13 protein-coding genes are annotated in these 13,554 nt (G+C 67.4%); 6 read left to right on the top strand and 7 right to left on the bottom strand.

Annotated features, from left to right (window positions below):
- Window positions 1-91 precede the first annotated feature (91 nt).
- Entirely contained in the window at window positions 92-1,078 is a 987-nt protein-coding gene (gene glpX / locus SOM10_RS17270) for a class II fructose-bisphosphatase (RefSeq protein ID WP_053095530.1), read from the bottom strand.
- A gap of 183 nt (window positions 1,079-1,261) precedes the next feature.
- On the opposite strand from glpX, the gene fbaA reads away from it, so the two are divergent.
- The gene (gene fbaA, locus SOM10_RS17265; RefSeq protein ID WP_053095529.1) at window positions 1,262-2,290 is read left to right on the top strand and encodes a class II fructose-bisphosphate aldolase; all 1,029 of its coding nucleotides are present in this window, start codon (window positions 1,262-1,264) and stop codon (window positions 2,288-2,290) included.
- 62 nt (window positions 2,291-2,352) lie between these two features.
- On the opposite strand, the gene SOM10_RS17260 is transcribed toward fbaA, so the two are convergent.
- The 3 genes from SOM10_RS17260 to SOM10_RS17250 form a co-directional block, all read right to left on the bottom strand.
- The gene (locus tag SOM10_RS17260) at window positions 2,353-2,892 is read right to left on the bottom strand and encodes a DUF6264 family protein (RefSeq protein ID WP_320491307.1); all 540 of its coding nucleotides are present in this window, start codon (window positions 2,890-2,892) and stop codon (window positions 2,353-2,355) included.
- Window positions 2,893-3,168: 276 nt separating this feature from the next.
- Window positions 3,169-3,960 (bottom strand): IclR family transcriptional regulator, encoded by a 792-nt coding sequence (locus SOM10_RS17255; RefSeq protein ID WP_053095527.1) that lies wholly within the window; start codon window positions 3,958-3,960, stop codon window positions 3,169-3,171.
- A gap of 2 nt (window positions 3,961-3,962) precedes the next feature.
- A complete protein-coding gene (locus tag SOM10_RS17250) occupies window positions 3,963-5,006 on the bottom strand; it encodes a 4-hydroxy-3-methylbut-2-enyl diphosphate reductase (RefSeq protein ID WP_053099044.1) in 1,044 nt (347 codons plus the stop codon).
- Window positions 5,007-5,096: 90 nt separating this feature from the next.
- Here SOM10_RS17250 and xseA point away from each other — a divergent pair, with 90 nt between their 5' ends.
- The 5 genes from xseA to SOM10_RS17225 are packed head-to-tail and all read left to right on the top strand — an operon-like array spanning window position 5,097 to window position 9,402.
- Complete coding sequence (gene xseA / locus SOM10_RS17245; RefSeq protein WP_320491305.1) at window positions 5,097-6,389, top strand: exodeoxyribonuclease VII large subunit; 1,293 nt, start codon at window positions 5,097-5,099, stop codon at window positions 6,387-6,389.
- A 31-nt stretch (window positions 6,390-6,420) separates the two neighbouring features.
- Window positions 6,421-6,660, top strand: coding sequence for an exodeoxyribonuclease VII small subunit (locus SOM10_RS17240; protein ID WP_053095525.1), 240 nt, complete (start codon window positions 6,421-6,423; stop codon window positions 6,658-6,660).
- Window positions 6,657-7,295, top strand: coding sequence for a DUF4245 family protein (locus SOM10_RS17235; protein ID WP_053095524.1), 639 nt, complete (start codon window positions 6,657-6,659; stop codon window positions 7,293-7,295). Before SOM10_RS17240 ends, SOM10_RS17235 begins: the two co-directional genes overlap by 4 nt.
- A gap of 5 nt (window positions 7,296-7,300) precedes the next feature.
- The gene (locus SOM10_RS17230; protein WP_053095523.1) at window positions 7,301-7,990 is read left to right on the top strand and encodes a carbonic anhydrase; all 690 of its coding nucleotides are present in this window, start codon (window positions 7,301-7,303) and stop codon (window positions 7,988-7,990) included.
- Window positions 7,987-9,402: a class II fumarate hydratase gene (locus tag SOM10_RS17225; RefSeq protein ID WP_053095522.1), complete on the top strand. Its 1,416-nt coding sequence runs from the start codon at window positions 7,987-7,989 to the stop codon at window positions 9,400-9,402. The genes SOM10_RS17230 and SOM10_RS17225 overlap by 4 nt, the downstream gene beginning before the upstream one ends.
- A 68-nt stretch (window positions 9,403-9,470) precedes the next feature.
- On the opposite strand, the gene SOM10_RS17220 is transcribed toward SOM10_RS17225, so the two are convergent.
- The 3 genes from SOM10_RS17220 to SOM10_RS17210 all read right to left on the bottom strand — a co-directional run bounded on the left by SOM10_RS17220 (window position 9,471) and on the right by SOM10_RS17210 (window position 13,371).
- Window positions 9,471-9,677: a YbdD/YjiX family protein gene (locus tag SOM10_RS17220; RefSeq protein ID WP_320491304.1), complete on the bottom strand. Its 207-nt coding sequence runs from the start codon at window positions 9,675-9,677 to the stop codon at window positions 9,471-9,473.
- Entirely contained in the window at window positions 9,677-11,908 is a 2,232-nt protein-coding gene (locus SOM10_RS17215; protein WP_072590977.1) for a carbon starvation CstA family protein, read from the bottom strand. The genes SOM10_RS17220 and SOM10_RS17215 overlap by 1 nt, the downstream gene beginning before the upstream one ends.
- Before the next feature lie 143 nt (window positions 11,909-12,051).
- Window positions 12,052-13,371: a PhoH family protein gene (locus SOM10_RS17210; protein ID WP_053095519.1), complete on the bottom strand. Its 1,320-nt coding sequence runs from the start codon at window positions 13,369-13,371 to the stop codon at window positions 12,052-12,054.
- Window positions 13,372-13,554: the final 183 nt, after the last annotated feature.

The following is a 13,554-nucleotide window of genomic DNA, read 5'->3' as shown; positions in this document are numbered from 1 at the left end:
ACGAGAAAGCTCGGCTCAGCACCGCACAGGCGGTACCGGGTCGGTAACGATGAGGGGCCCGTTCCCGACTCGCGCTCTCAGGTCACGGCAGTCAGAGCCACTTCGAGACGAGGTGCTCCGAGGCGATCCGGCGAAGGGTTCCCGAGGCACCGCGCAGCACGACGCTCTCGGTGTAGATGTAGCCGCCCTCGCGTCGGACGCCAGCCACCAGCTGGCCGTCCGTGACGCCGGTGGCGACGAAGATCGTGTTGTCCCCGCGCACGAGATCGTCGGCCTCGTAGACCTTGTCCATGTCGAGGCCGGCGTCGATTCCGCGCTGGCGCTCATCGTCGTCGCGAGGCCAGAGACGCCCCTGGATGTGACCGCCGAGAGCCTTGATCGCACACGCCGTCACGATTCCCTCGGGGCTGCCGCCCACCCCGACGCACATGTCGGTTCGGGCCGCGTGACGCGCCGCGTTGATCCCGCCGGCGACGTCGCCGTCGCTCATGAGTCGCGTCCCGGCACCGGCATCCCGGATCTCCTGGATCAGCTGCTCGTGACGCGGACGGTTCAGCACCGAGACGACGATCTCGTCCACCGGCTTGCCGAGAGCCCCCGCGAGCTTGCGGATGTTCTCGCCGATCGGCAGGCGGATGTCGACCACTCCGACACCGGCAGGGCCCGTGACGAGCTTGTCCATATAGAAGACGCTGGACGCGTCGAGCATCGATCCGCGATCGGAGACGGCGATGACGGAGAGCGCATTCTGACGTCCTGCTGCGGTCAGCGAGGTGCCATCGATCGGGTCGACCGCGATGTCGCACTCCGGGCCGCTGCCGGTGCCGACCTCTTCGCCGTTGAAGAGCATCGGAGCATTGTCCTTCTCGCCCTCACCGATGACCACTCGCCCCTGAAAGGCCACTGTCCCGAGGAAGGCACGCATCGCATCGACGGCGGCGCCGTCCGCCGCCTCCTTCGCGCCACGACCGATGAACGGAACGGCGCGGATGGCGGCTGCTTCAGTGGCCCGCACCAGCTCCATCGCGAGGTTTCGATCGGGACGAAGGGGGCTGAGATCCGCTGTAAGACTAACCATGCGGTCAGCCTAACCAGCGTGAACGTCTGAAACGGCAGTTTTCGGTCGAGTGACGACGAAGGAATCCAGATTCTTAACACACGGGTAGGAGGGCGTGCTCGCCCCGTCGCCGCCGACAGCATCCGGCAGTCAGCCCCGATAGAGTGACTGCTGTCCCGGCTTCCCCAAATCGCAGGAGTTCTCATGCCCGTCGCCACCCCGGATCAGTACGCCGAAATGCTCGACCGCGCGAAGGCCGGCGGCTTCGCGTACCCGGCTTTCAACGTCTCGAGCTCGCAGACCATCAACTCGGTCCTCCAGGGCCTGACCGAGGCAGGTTCCGACGGAATCATCCAGGTCACCACCGGCGGCGCCGACTACTTCGCCGGCCACACGGTCAAGGCCCGCGCGACCGGCGCACTCGCCTTCGCGCGCTTCGCGACCGAGGTCGCGAAGAACTACCCGATCACCGTCGCGCTGCACACCGACCACTGCCCGAAGGATGCTCTCGCCGGCTTCGTCGAGCCGCTGATCTCCGCCTCCGAAGACGAGGTCAAGGCGGGACGCAACCCGATCTTCCAGTCCCACATGTGGGACGGCTCGGCCGTGCCGCTCGCGGAGAACATCGAGATCGCCAAGGATCTCCTGCCCCGCATGAAGAACATCAACGCCATCCTCGAGGTCGAGATCGGCGTCGTCGGCGGCGAGGAAGACGGTGTGGCGCACGAGGGATCCAACGATGCCCTCTACACGACATTCGCGGACGTCGACCAGGCCGTACAGGCGCTCGGTCTCGGCGAGCAGGGTCGCTACATCGCAGCCCTGACGTTCGGCAACGTCCACGGCGTCTACAAGCCGGGCGGAGTGAAGCTGCGTCCCGAGCTCCTCGGAGAGATCCAGCAGCAGGTCGCCGCGAAGTACAACACCGGCGCGAAGCCGCTCGACCTCGTCTTCCACGGCGGTTCTGGTTCGACCGATGAGGAGATCGCCCTCGCGGTGGCCAACGGCGTCATCAAGATGAACATCGACACCGACACGCAGTACGCCTACACGCGTGCCATCGCGGACTACATGTTCAAGAACTACGACGGTGTGCTCAAGGTCGACGGCGAGGTCGGCAACAAGAAGCAGTACGACCCGCGCGCCTGGGGCAAGATCGCGGAGACGGCCATGGCCGCTCGCGTCGTCGAGTCCACGCGCCAGCTCGGCTCGTACGGCCAGTCCCAGAGCTGATCCAGCCTGACAACACAGATGCCCCCGGCCGAACGGCCGGGGGCATCTCTTGTTTCACGCGGTCATCGACCCGCCGTCTTGGCGACGAAGTCGATAAAGGCCGGGTCGTTCATCAGCGGAATCGCGGCGCACACCGACGCCACGAGCAGAGTCACCGCCGCTCCGACCAGCGGAACCCACCACGAGAGCTTGCCGGCGCGCAGGCGGCGGATCGACAGGAAAGCGGTGAGCGACCAGCCCACGGCGAGCACGATCGCCGCGACGGTGCCCCAGATCCGGCCCTCAGCGAAGTTGGTGAACTCGCCGTCCACGCCGAGCACCGTCATCATCTGGTTCATCGCGGTGGAGAAGTCGAGGTATGACAGTCCTGTCATCACGACATTGATCAGCCCGTAGGCGAGCAGTGCGATGGTCACGAAGCGATCGACGGGACGCGGACGAGCCGCTGCCGATGCGGACGGGACTCGGTCACCGGGAGCGGGCGCGTTCTCGGTCCCGCTCACCTCCACAGCCGGCACCTCGCCCAGCGGCGGCAGCCCTGCTGCCCTCCGCTGCTCTTCGAGGGTCGCGATTTCGCCGTACTGGGGACGCTGATCGGTCATTCGGCCATGGTATCCGCCCGGTCTCTGCACGACTCACAGACTGCGGGCGTCAAAAGAATGGCGGCCCCGGAGGAGTGGGGACTCCTCGGGGCCGCGGACTCGGAACGCTGGGGACGCTCGTCATCCAAGTGGGGTGAGGAACGCTGGGGACATTCCTCCACCTGTAGCGCCGATTGCACAGACGACTACACCTCACATGTTAGGAAAGCGCGTGCCCGAGCACCAGAGGCACTTCTTCAGATAGTGAAGAGCATCACACGGGCGACGCGTGCTGCGTCAGATCGGCGTCGCCAGACGGGCTGCGCCGCCGCCCAGAGCGTCCGCCCCCAACTGCATGGACAACCGCCTCGCCACGAGCTTGAGCTTCCCGACCAGGCCGCGATCGAAGCGCGGGTGTCCCACCGGAAGCGAGACGGCGAGTGAGGCTCTGACGCTCGGGGCGATCACGGGAACGGCGATGCAGGTATTGCCGATGGCATACTCCTCGCGGTCCACGGCGAACCCCGGAGAGCGGTCGAGCTCCGCGATCAGCGCACGCCGGTCACTGATCGTGCGAGACGTGAGTTCCTCCAGCGGATGCCGCGAGAGATAGTCGTCACGCTCCTCTCCGCTCAGATCGCTGAGGATCTGCTTGCCGAGCGCCGTGGCATGCGCGCTCGAATCCAGACCCACCCACAGATCGAGCCGAGGACTGCGCGGGGCATCCACGATGTCGATGAGGTGCACTTCGCCGTCCTGATAGCGGGACAGGTATGCGGAAGCACCCACCTCGTCGGCGGTCTGACGCAGGGCCATGCGGACGTGCGCGAAGAACACGCCCCCGGCGTCGGACTGCAGCCGGAAGGCGGGGAAGTTCTCGCCGAGGACCAGACCGTCGGGCTCGCTCACGAGATACCCCTCATGCACCAGTGTGCGCACGAGGTTGTAGGTCGTGCCCGGGGTGAGGCCGGTTCGCATGGCGAGAGTCTTGACCGGCACCGGGCGCGGAGAGTTCGCGACCATGTCGACGAGTCGGAGCGCGCGCTGCACCGAGCCGATCAGCGTCGGCGCCGCCTCTGTGGCGGCCACCGTCAGGCGTTCCCGCTGGAGGAACGGCCTCCCAGCGCACGCGCGTCTCGCTGACCCGCGGCATCCTGTCGCAGCTCCTTGGGCAGGGAGAACATGAGGTCCTCCTCCGCCGTCTTGACCTCTTCGACGTCGCGGTAACCCGCTCCGTCGAGTGCGTCGAGGACCTCGCGAACCAGCACCTCGGGCACGGAGGCGCCGGAGGTGACACCGACCGTCGCAACGCCGTCGAGCCACTCCTGCTTGACCTCTTCGGCGTAGTCCACGCGATAGGCGGCCTTCGCGCCGTATTCGAGCGCGACCTCGACGAGGCGCACCGAATTCGACGAGTTCGAGGAACCGACGACGATCACGAGGTCGGCGTTCGCCGCGACCTTCTTGATGGCGACCTGGCGGTTCTGCGTGGCGTAGCAGATGTCATCGGACGGCGGATTGTGCATCTCGGGGAACCGGGCCCGCAGTCGGTTCACGGTCTCCATGGTCTCGTCGACCGAGAGCGTGGTCTGCGAGAGCCAGACCACCTTCGAGGGGTCCTTCACCTGCACGGTGTCGGCTTCGGCGGGCGAGTTCACGATGGTCACATGCTCGGGAGCCTCTCCCGCGGTGCCCTCGACCTCTTCGTGCCCCTCGTGACCGATGAGCAGGATCTCGAAATCGTCGCGGGCGAAACGCACTGCCTCGCGGTGAACCTTGGTGACCAGCGGGCAGGTCGCGTCGATGGCGTGCAGGCCGCGGTCCGACGCCGCCTCGACGACCGCGGGTGAGACTCCGTGCGCACTGAAGACGACGTGAGCGCCCTCGGGAACCTCGTCGACCTCCTCGACGAAGATCGCGCCCTTCTCCTCGAGCTCGGTGACGACGTGGATGTTGTGCACGATCTGCTTGCGCACGTAGACCGGCGCGCCGTAGCGCTCGAGCGCCTTCTCGACGGCGACCACAGCCCGGTCGACGCCGGCGCAGTATCCGCGCGGAGCGGCGAGCAGAACACGCTTGTTCCCGACGACCGGGTTATCCTGAAGCCGCCCGGCCGCCCCACGTACTCGGGGGATGCGCGGCAGAGGCAGATGAACGGCAGTCGAGGTCACCCTTGAATTCTACCGCCGAGAACCTGAGCAGGAGCGGGAAGGGGCACCGAGCGCATGACGGTCTTCGAAGCATCGAAGCGTCCTGGCGAGACTCCGCCGGCGGATGCGGTCGCCCCGCGCGACTCCTCGGCCGACGCACCGACCTCGGTCGCACGCCTGAACGCGACGATCCGCGACTTCGTGGCGCGCTGGAACACGGTGTGGGTCGAAGGCGAGATCACCTCCTGGAACGTGCGCGGGGGCAACATCTTCGCCCGGCTCAAGGACACCCGCTCCGACGCGCAGATCTCCATCAGGATCTGGTCGAGTGTGCGCCCGCGGATCCCCGGCGATCTGGCTGTCGGCGACCATGTCGTCGCCGCCGTCAAGGCCGACTACTTCGTCAAGGCCGGCGATTTCAGCTTCGCCGTCTCGGCGATGAAGCACGTGGGCCTCGGCGATCAGCTGGAGAAGCTGGAGAAGCTGCGACTGCAGCTGCGCCAGGAGGGCCTGTTCGACGCCTCGCGCAAGAAGCGCCTCCCGTTCCTCCCCCATGTGATCGGCCTGATCACGGGAGAGAAGTCGGATGCCGAGAAGGACGTGCACCGCAACGCCGAGTTGCGCTGGCCCCAGGTGCGCTTCCGCACGGAGTATGCGGCTGTTCAGGGCGACCGGTGCGTCCCCGAGACCCTCGCCGCTCTGGCACGACTGGATGCCGACCCGGATGTCGACGTGATCGTCATCGCCCGCGGCGGCGGCGATCCGCAGACGCTGCTCGGATTCAGTGACGAACGGCTCGTCCGGGCTGTGGCCGCGGCAACGACTCCGATCGTCAGCGCGATCGGACATGAGAACGATCATCCGCTTCTGGACGACGTGGCCGACCTGCGCGCATCGACTCCGACGGATGCCGCGAAGCGCGTCGTACCCGACGTCAGCGAGCAGCGGGCGCTGATCGCGCAGCTGCGATCCCGAGCCACGACCCGACTGACGCAGCGGCTGTCGCACGACATCGCGCAGCTCGAGCAGCTGCGGTCCCGTCCCTCGCTGCGCTCCCCCGACCCGATCATCGAGTCGCGTTCTCAGGACGTGTGGCTGCTGCTCTCGCGGGGACGCGACACGATCACCCGTCAGCACGATGCGGCCGGCCGTGCGACGAGCGAGCTGCGAGCCTCACTGCGGGCGCTCTCGCCCGCGGCCACGCTGTCGCGCGGCTATGCGATCGCCCATCTCGAGGGCGGAGTGATCCTCCGCGACGCCGCCGACGCTCCGGCCGGCAGCAGCCTGACGATCACGGTCGACCGCGGCTCCGTCGCGGCCCGTTCCGAGGGCGAGATCCCGGAAGCACCGGTGCCCCGCTCCGGATGAGCGGGTCCCGCGCACCGCGTAGGATGGAGGCGTGAGTGCGCCGAACGACACCCCTGTGGACACGCTGTCATTCGAGGCCGCTCGCGATGAGCTCGTGAAGGTCGTCTCCGAACTCGAACAGGGCGCTCCGACCCTCGAGCAGTCGCTCGCTCTCTGGGAGCGCGGCGAGGCCCTGGCGGCCCGCTGCGAGGAATGGCTGCTCGGCGCCAAGCGTCGCCTCGAGGCCGCCCGTGCGACGTCGACCGGTGCCGCCGACGGAGACGACTCATGAGCAAGCCCGCTCCCATCGTCGCCGAACTGGGCCGGCCGGAGACCCCCGAAGAGACGGCGGCCCGCAAGGCCGCGTCGAGCAAGGCCTATCGCTCGAGCCAGACGGTGCGCAGCCTGGTGGCCGCTCTGATCGTCACGCTGGCCATCGTCACGGTGATCGTGCTCGCAGTTCCCCGTGGCGAACCCGCGACCGCCCAGAAGATCGACGTGGTCGGCGTAGCCGCGGACGTGGAGTCCACCATGGATCGCCCGGTGATCGTGCCCGACCTGGCCGACTTCTGGAGAGTCAACACGGCCGAGCTCACGAGCGGCGCGACGACGGTCTGGGATGTCACCCTCGCCCCGTCGGCCGAGGATGAGCGCGGATTCATCAAGCTGGCACAGGCCTTCGACGCCGACGCAGCCTGGGCCCCGCAGCGCCTCAACGGAACCGCGCCGACGGACACGACGTCGATCGGCGGGCTGGAGTGGGACGTCTACGACCTCGGCGATGCCGGTGCGAAGCAGAACATCACCTATGCGATCGGCACCCAGGCGGGTGACGACTACCTGCTGCTCTACGGCTCACGCTCCGCCGACTCCACCGCCGAGCTCGCCGAGTCCCTCGTCCCCCAGATCCGCGACCTCTCGGAGTAGCCCTCATGACAGACACGCTCACGCCCGCCGCCGCCTGGAAGCAGATGCAGGAGGGCAACCAGCGATTCGTCGATGACGCCCCGCGGCACCCGAATCAGGATGTCGCCCGACGCAAGCACCTGGCTGCGGCGCAGCATCCTGTCGCCACCCTGTTCGGATGCTCCGACTCCCGGCTGGCCGCGGAGATCATCTTCGACCTGGGGCTCGGCGACCTGTTCGTCGTCCGCAATGCCGGTCAGGTGATCGGCGAGTCGATCGTCGCGAGCCTCGAGTACGCGGTCGCGGTGCTGAACGTCCCCCTGATCGTCGTGCTCGCACACGACTCGTGCGGTGCTGTGCGCGCCGCCATCGACGGCACCGCGATCGACGCGGCGCCGCTGCCGCCGCACATCTGGAAGCTCATCGCACCGATCGTGCCTGCGGCCCGGAAGGTGCTCGTCGAGAGCGGCGGGACCACGGTCGCCGAGATCGACGCCGACCTGGTCGGCCAGGAGCACCTGCGCAACACGGTCCGCGACCTGCTGCAGTCGTCCGAGGTGATCTCCCACGCCGTCGCCGAGGGTCGTCTGGGCATCGTCGGCGCCAACTACCGTCTGGCCGAGGGAACCGCGATTCCCGTCATCACGGTCGGACTCGACACAGACGGAAACGACACCGAGGGGCACAGCCCCGCAACCAAGGAGGGTTCGGAATGACCGACCAGCACAGCGGCGCAGACGCGCAGGGCTACCGCATCGAGCACGACACGATGGGCGAGGTGCGGGTTCCCGTGAACGCGCTCTACGGCGCACAGACGCAGCGCGCCGTCGAGAACTTCCCGATCTCGGGCAAGGGCCTCGAATCCACGCAGATCGCCGCCCTCGCGCGCATCAAGAAGGCCGCCGCGCTCGCGAACAAGGAGCTGGGCACGCTCGATGGGGCCATCGCGGACGCGATCGCCCAGGCCGCCGACGAGGTCGCATCCGGTGCACATGACGGCGAGTTCCCCGTCGACACCTACCAGACGGGCTCCGGCACGTCGTCGAACATGAACATGAACGAGGTGCTCGCGACGCTCGCGACGCGCATCCTCGGTGCGGATGTGCACCCGAACGACCATGTGAACGCCTCGCAGTCGTCGAACGACGTGTTCCCGACCTCGGTGCACATCGCGGTCACGCAGGCGCTCATCGACACCCTCATCCCCGCGCTCGACCACCTCGCCGTCGCCTTCGAGGCGAAGGCCGAGCTGTGGAAGGACGCGGTGAAGTCGGGTCGCACGCACCTCATGGACGCCACTCCCGTCACCCTGGGCCAGGAGTTCGGCGGCTACGCCCGTCAGATGCGCCTCGGCATCGAGCGCGTGCAGTCGGCGCTCCCCCGCGTCGCCGAGGTCCCGCTCGGCGGCACCGCCACCGGCACCGGCATCAACACGCCGCTCGGGTTCCCGCAGAAGGTCATCGAGCTGCTCGCAGCCGAGACCGAGCTTCCGATCACCGAGGCCAAGGATCACTTCGAGGCACAGGCCAACCGCGACGGTCTCGTCGAGGCGTCCGGAGCGCTGCGCACGATCGCCGTCTCGCTGACCAAGATCAACAACGACCTGCGCTGGATGGGCTCCGGCCCCAACACCGGACTCGGCGAACTGCACATCCCCGACCTGCAGCCGGGTTCCTCGATCATGCCCGGAAAGGTGAACCCGGTCGTCCCCGAGGCCGTGCTGATGGTGTGCGCACGAGTGATCGGCAACGACGCGACCGTCGCCTGGGCCGGAGCATCCGGCTCGTTCGAGCTCAACGTCGCGATCCCGGTCATGGGCACCGCCGTTCTCGAGTCGATCCGTCTGCTCGCCAACGCCTCGCGCGTGCTCGCCGACAAGACCGTCGACGGACTGCAGGCGAACCTCGACCGCGCGGCGGCTTTCGCCGGAATGAGCCCGTCGATCGTCACCCCGCTCAACAAGCTCATCGGCTACGAGGCTGCGGCGAAGATCGCCAAGCACTCGGTCGCGAAGGGCATCACGGTGCGCGACGCCGTGATCGACCTCGGCTATGTCGAGCGCGGAGACCTGACGCTCGAGCAGCTCGACGAGAAGCTCGACCTGCTGTCGATGACCCACCCGGGTTGATCACCGGATACTGACACGACGGATGCCGCAGGGACTCGTTCCCTGCGGCATCCGTCGTCTCTGTCCCCTCAGCAGCAGCGGGCTCCGGGGTCGGCATCCTGCTGGGCGTAGTGCGCCCGCCAGAACTCGCGTTCGGTGAGCGGCTCTCGCTCGGGATGCCGCTCCCGTTCGTGCGCGACGTAGGCCGTGTACCGCGACTGCCCTGTTACGCCGTTCATGTACCAGGCGACGGAGTGCCAGATCCTGCGCGCCGCCTCGGTCACCGCCACAGACATCAGTGCCCCCTCGTCGGCTGGGCGGACGAGGGCAGCGCGTTCCACTCCTTCTCGACCGCGCGCTCCTCCGGTGAGGCGATGAGGCCTGCCGGAGCGAACCGACGCGACGGCACCTCCGGGTCTTCGTGATCGATGATCGGCCCGGGTCGCACCGCCTGGATGACCTTGACGATCGAGATCGTGATGACGATCACAGACAGCACCAGGAAAGTCACCGACAGGATGCCCTGGATCATCGTGTTGCGCACCACCGCCTCCATCGCGGCGACGCTGGTCGCCGTGCCGAACGACGTCTCGCCCGCAGCGAGCGCGTCGCGGAAGGCGACGTGATTGGCGAAGTACCCGACCTGCGGCACGCTCGAGAAGATCTTCTGCAGCGACGCCGTGACGGTGACGACCGTCACGAATGCCAACGGCAGAGCGACCACCCAGAGAACCGTGAACGTGCGCCTGCGGGCGACGATGGTGAGCACCACGGCGAGCGCGATGGCCGCCAGCAGCTGATTGGCGATGCCGAACAACGGGAACAGGGTGTTGATGCCGCCGAGAGGGTCCGTGACGCCCATGATCAGCACCGCGCCCCAGCCCGCGACCATCACCGCCGTGCAGATCCAGGCCCCGGCCCGCCACGACGTGTCCTTGAAACGGGGGATGACGTTGCCGACCGAGTCCTGCAGCATGAATCGCGCGACACGGGTGCCGGCATCCACTGCGGTCAGGATGAACAGCGCCTCGAACATGATCGCGAAGTGATACCAGAACGCCATCATCCCGGTGCCGCCGATCCACTGCTGCATGATGTGCGCGAGGCCGAGAGCGAGGGTCGGCGCACCGCCGGTCCGGGAGACGATCGACTCCTCCCCCACAGCCTCGGCCGTGCTCGTGAGCATCTCGGGGGTCAGGTTCACACCCGTCAGCCCGAGGCTGTTGACGAACTGCACGGCGCCTTCGACGGTGCCGAGGGTCGCGGCCGGCGAGGAGTTCATCGCGAAGTACAGACCACGGTCGATCGAGATCGCGGCGACGAGCGCCATGATCGCGACGAACGACTCCATGAGCATGCCGCCGTAGCCGATGAAGCGGGTCTGCTTCTCCTTCTCGATCATCTTCGGCGTGGTGCCCGACGCGATGAGCGCATGGAATCCGCTCAGCGCCCCGCAGGCGATCGTCACGAACAGGAACGGGAAGAGGGAACCCGCCCAGACCGGCCCCGTCTCCCCCGCAGCGAATTCACTGAAGGCCGGGACGGTGATCTCGGGCCGCACGAAGAGAATCGCGACGGCGAGTGCCACGATCACGCCGATCTTCATGAAGGTCGAGAGGTAGTCGCGCGGAGCGAGCAGCATCCACACCGGCAGCACCGCGGCGATGAAGCCGTAGATGATGATCCCCCACGCGATCGTCGTGCGGTCGAGGGTGAAGACCGCCTGACCCCAGTCGGTCTCGGCGACCATCCCGCCGCCGATGATCGCCGCCATCAGGAGCACGAACCCGATGAGCGACACCTCGGTGATCTTGCCTGGTCGGATCCACCGGAGGTACGCGCCCATGAACAGGGCGATCGGGATCGTCATGGCCACGGAGAACACGCCCCAGGGGCTCTCGCCGAGGGCATTCACCACGACGAGAGCGAGGATCGCCGTGATGATGATCATGATGAGGAGTGTGGCGACGATGGCCGCCGTGCCGCCGAATCGACCGAGCTCGTCGCGGGCCATCTGGCCGAGAGAGCGCCCGCCCCGGCGCATCGAGAAGAACATCACGAGGTAGTCCTGCACGGCACCCGCCAGGACGACTCCGACGATGATCCAGATCGTGCCCGGCAGGTAGCCCATCTGCGCGGCGAGCACGGGTCCCACGAGAGGGCCGGCACCCGCGATCGCGGCGAAGTGGTGACCGAACAGCACTCGACGGTCGGTCGCGACGTAGTCCTTGCCGTCCGCCTTGTACTCGGCGGGTGTCGCGCGCCGGTCGTTCGGCTTGACGAGGTTGCGCTCGATGAACTTCGAGTAGAAACGGTAGAAGACGAGATAGGTGCAGACCGCCGCGAACACGAACCAGATCGCGTTCACCGTCTCGCCTCTGACGATGGCGAGCATCGTCCAGGCGACACCGCCCAGCAGCGCGATCGCCGCCCAGAGGACGATCTTCAGCGGTGTCCAGCGCGGCTTCTCATCGACAGCCACCGGGGGAAGCGAGTGGTCTTCGACAGTCTTCGTTGTGTCACTCATGGCGCATCACTCCATCGTCTGCGTTCGGTGCCACGAGCGTAATCCGACGACCACGCCGACGGAAGCGAATCGCCGACGCATCCGCCGGAACATGCGACAGCGGATGCCGTGACATCACGGCATCCGCTGTCGGACCACTCAGGTCAGCTGAGTTCGCCCCCTTCGAGAAGCTCGGTCACCAGGGCGGCGATCGCGGAGCGCTCGGACCGCATCAGCGTCACGTGGGCGAACAGGTCATGCCCCTTGAGCGTCTCGATCACGCTGGCGATGCCGTCATGACGGCCGACACGGAGGTTGTCGCGCTGGCCGACGTCGTGGGTCAGGATCACGCGCGAGTTCTGCCCCATGCGGCTGAGGACGGTCAGCAGCACGTTGCGCTCGAGCGACTGCGCCTCGTCGACGATCACGAACGCGTCGTGCAGCGACCGACCGCGGATGTGCGTGAGCGGGAGCACCTCGAGAATGCCCCGTTCGACGACCTCCTCCATGACGTTGCCTGACACGACCGAACCGAGCGTGTCGAACACCGCCTGCCCCCACGGGCCCATCTTCTCGCCCTGATCGCCGGGCAGGTAGCCGAGCTCCTGGCCTCCGACGGCGAACAGCGGGCGGAAGACGATGATCTTCTTCTGCTGCTGTCGTTCGAGCACCGCCTCGAGGCCGGCGCAGAGAGCCAGGGCGGACTTTCCGGTGCCCGCGCGCCCGCCCAGCGAGACGATGCCGATGTCCGGGTCGGTGAGCAGGTCGATCGCGATCCGCTGCTCGGCGGACCGCCCGTGCATGCCGAAGATGTCGCGGTCGCCGCGGACGAGCTTGTACTCGCCGTCTCCCGTGATCCTGCCGAGTGCGGAACCGCGCTCGGAGTGGATGATGAGCCCGGTGTTCACCGGCAGGCCCCTCGCATCTTCGCTGATGCCCACCTCGCTCTCGTAGAGATCGCTGATCTCGTCACCGGACAGGTCGAGGGTGGTGATTCCGGTCCATCCCGAATCGACGGCCTGCTCGGCGAGGTACTCCTCGGCACGCAGACCGAGCGAGGCCGCCTTGACGCGCATCGGGAGGTCCTTCGAGACGATCGTGACGTCCTGACCGTCCTGCGCGAGGTTCATCGCGACCGAGAGGATGCGGGTGTCGTTGTCGCTCAGCCGGATGCCGGCCGGGAGCACCGAGGAGTCCGTGTTGGCCAGCTCGACCCGAAGCGTGCCGCCCTCGCCGACCTCGACGGGGAAGTCCAGCCGTCCGTGCTCGACACGAAGGTCATCGAGGTGGCGAAGCGCCTGACGGGCGAAGTATCCGATCTCCGGGTCGTGCCGCTTGCCTTCGAGTTCGGTGATGACCACCACCGGAAGGACGACCGAGTGCTCGGCGAACCGGAAGAACGCCTGCGGATCGCTCAGCAGGACGGACGTGTCGAGCACATAGGTCCGAAGATCCTGATCAGGACCCTCCGCCCCCGCTCGCATCGTCGTCTTACGGGTGGACTGCTGCGCGGTGCTGGTGGACTGCTGCGCTGTACGTGAGGTCACGACCCACTCCCGACCCGGGGAACTCCCGGTTATTCGAACGAGTCGACCAGGGGGTCACGAGTCGTCATCCTGAGGCCGACCCGACGGGCACCTTGCCCGATGCCTAGAAGCTACGACCAG

Source organism: Microbacterium sp. CFBP9023, from assembly GCF_034045055.1.
Classification (GTDB): domain Bacteria; phylum Actinomycetota; class Actinomycetes; order Actinomycetales; family Microbacteriaceae; genus Microbacterium.
This window is presented reverse-complemented; position numbering and strand designations above follow the sequence as displayed.

Bases quoted from the DNA above. Each gene is read 5' to 3' on its own strand.
- glpX (WP_053095530.1), bottom strand. From the start codon at position 1,078: ATGGTTAGTCTTACAGCGGATCTCAGCCCCCTTCGTCCCGATCGAAAC.
- fbaA (WP_053095529.1), top strand. From the start codon at position 1,262: ATGCCCGTCGCCACCCCGGATCAGTACGCCGAAATGCTCGACCGCGCG.
- SOM10_RS17260 (WP_320491307.1), bottom strand. From the start codon at position 2,892: ATGACCGATCAGCGTCCCCAGTACGGCGAAATCGCGACCCTCGAAGAG.
- xseA (WP_320491305.1), top strand. From the start codon at position 5,097: ATGACGGTCTTCGAAGCATCGAAGCGTCCTGGCGAGACTCCGCCGGCG.
- SOM10_RS17235 (WP_053095524.1), top strand. From the start codon at position 6,657: ATGAGCAAGCCCGCTCCCATCGTCGCCGAACTGGGCCGGCCGGAGACC.
- SOM10_RS17230 (WP_053095523.1), top strand. From the start codon at position 7,301: ATGACAGACACGCTCACGCCCGCCGCCGCCTGGAAGCAGATGCAGGAG.
- SOM10_RS17225 (WP_053095522.1), top strand. From the start codon at position 7,987: ATGACCGACCAGCACAGCGGCGCAGACGCGCAGGGCTACCGCATCGAG.
- SOM10_RS17220 (WP_320491304.1), bottom strand. From the start codon at position 9,677: ATGTCTGTGGCGGTGACCGAGGCGGCGCGCAGGATCTGGCACTCCGTC.
- SOM10_RS17215 (WP_072590977.1), bottom strand. From the start codon at position 11,908: ATGAGTGACACAACGAAGACTGTCGAAGACCACTCGCTTCCCCCGGTG.
- SOM10_RS17210 (WP_053095519.1), bottom strand. From the start codon at position 13,371: ATGCGAGCGGGGGCGGAGGGTCCTGATCAGGATCTTCGGACCTATGTG.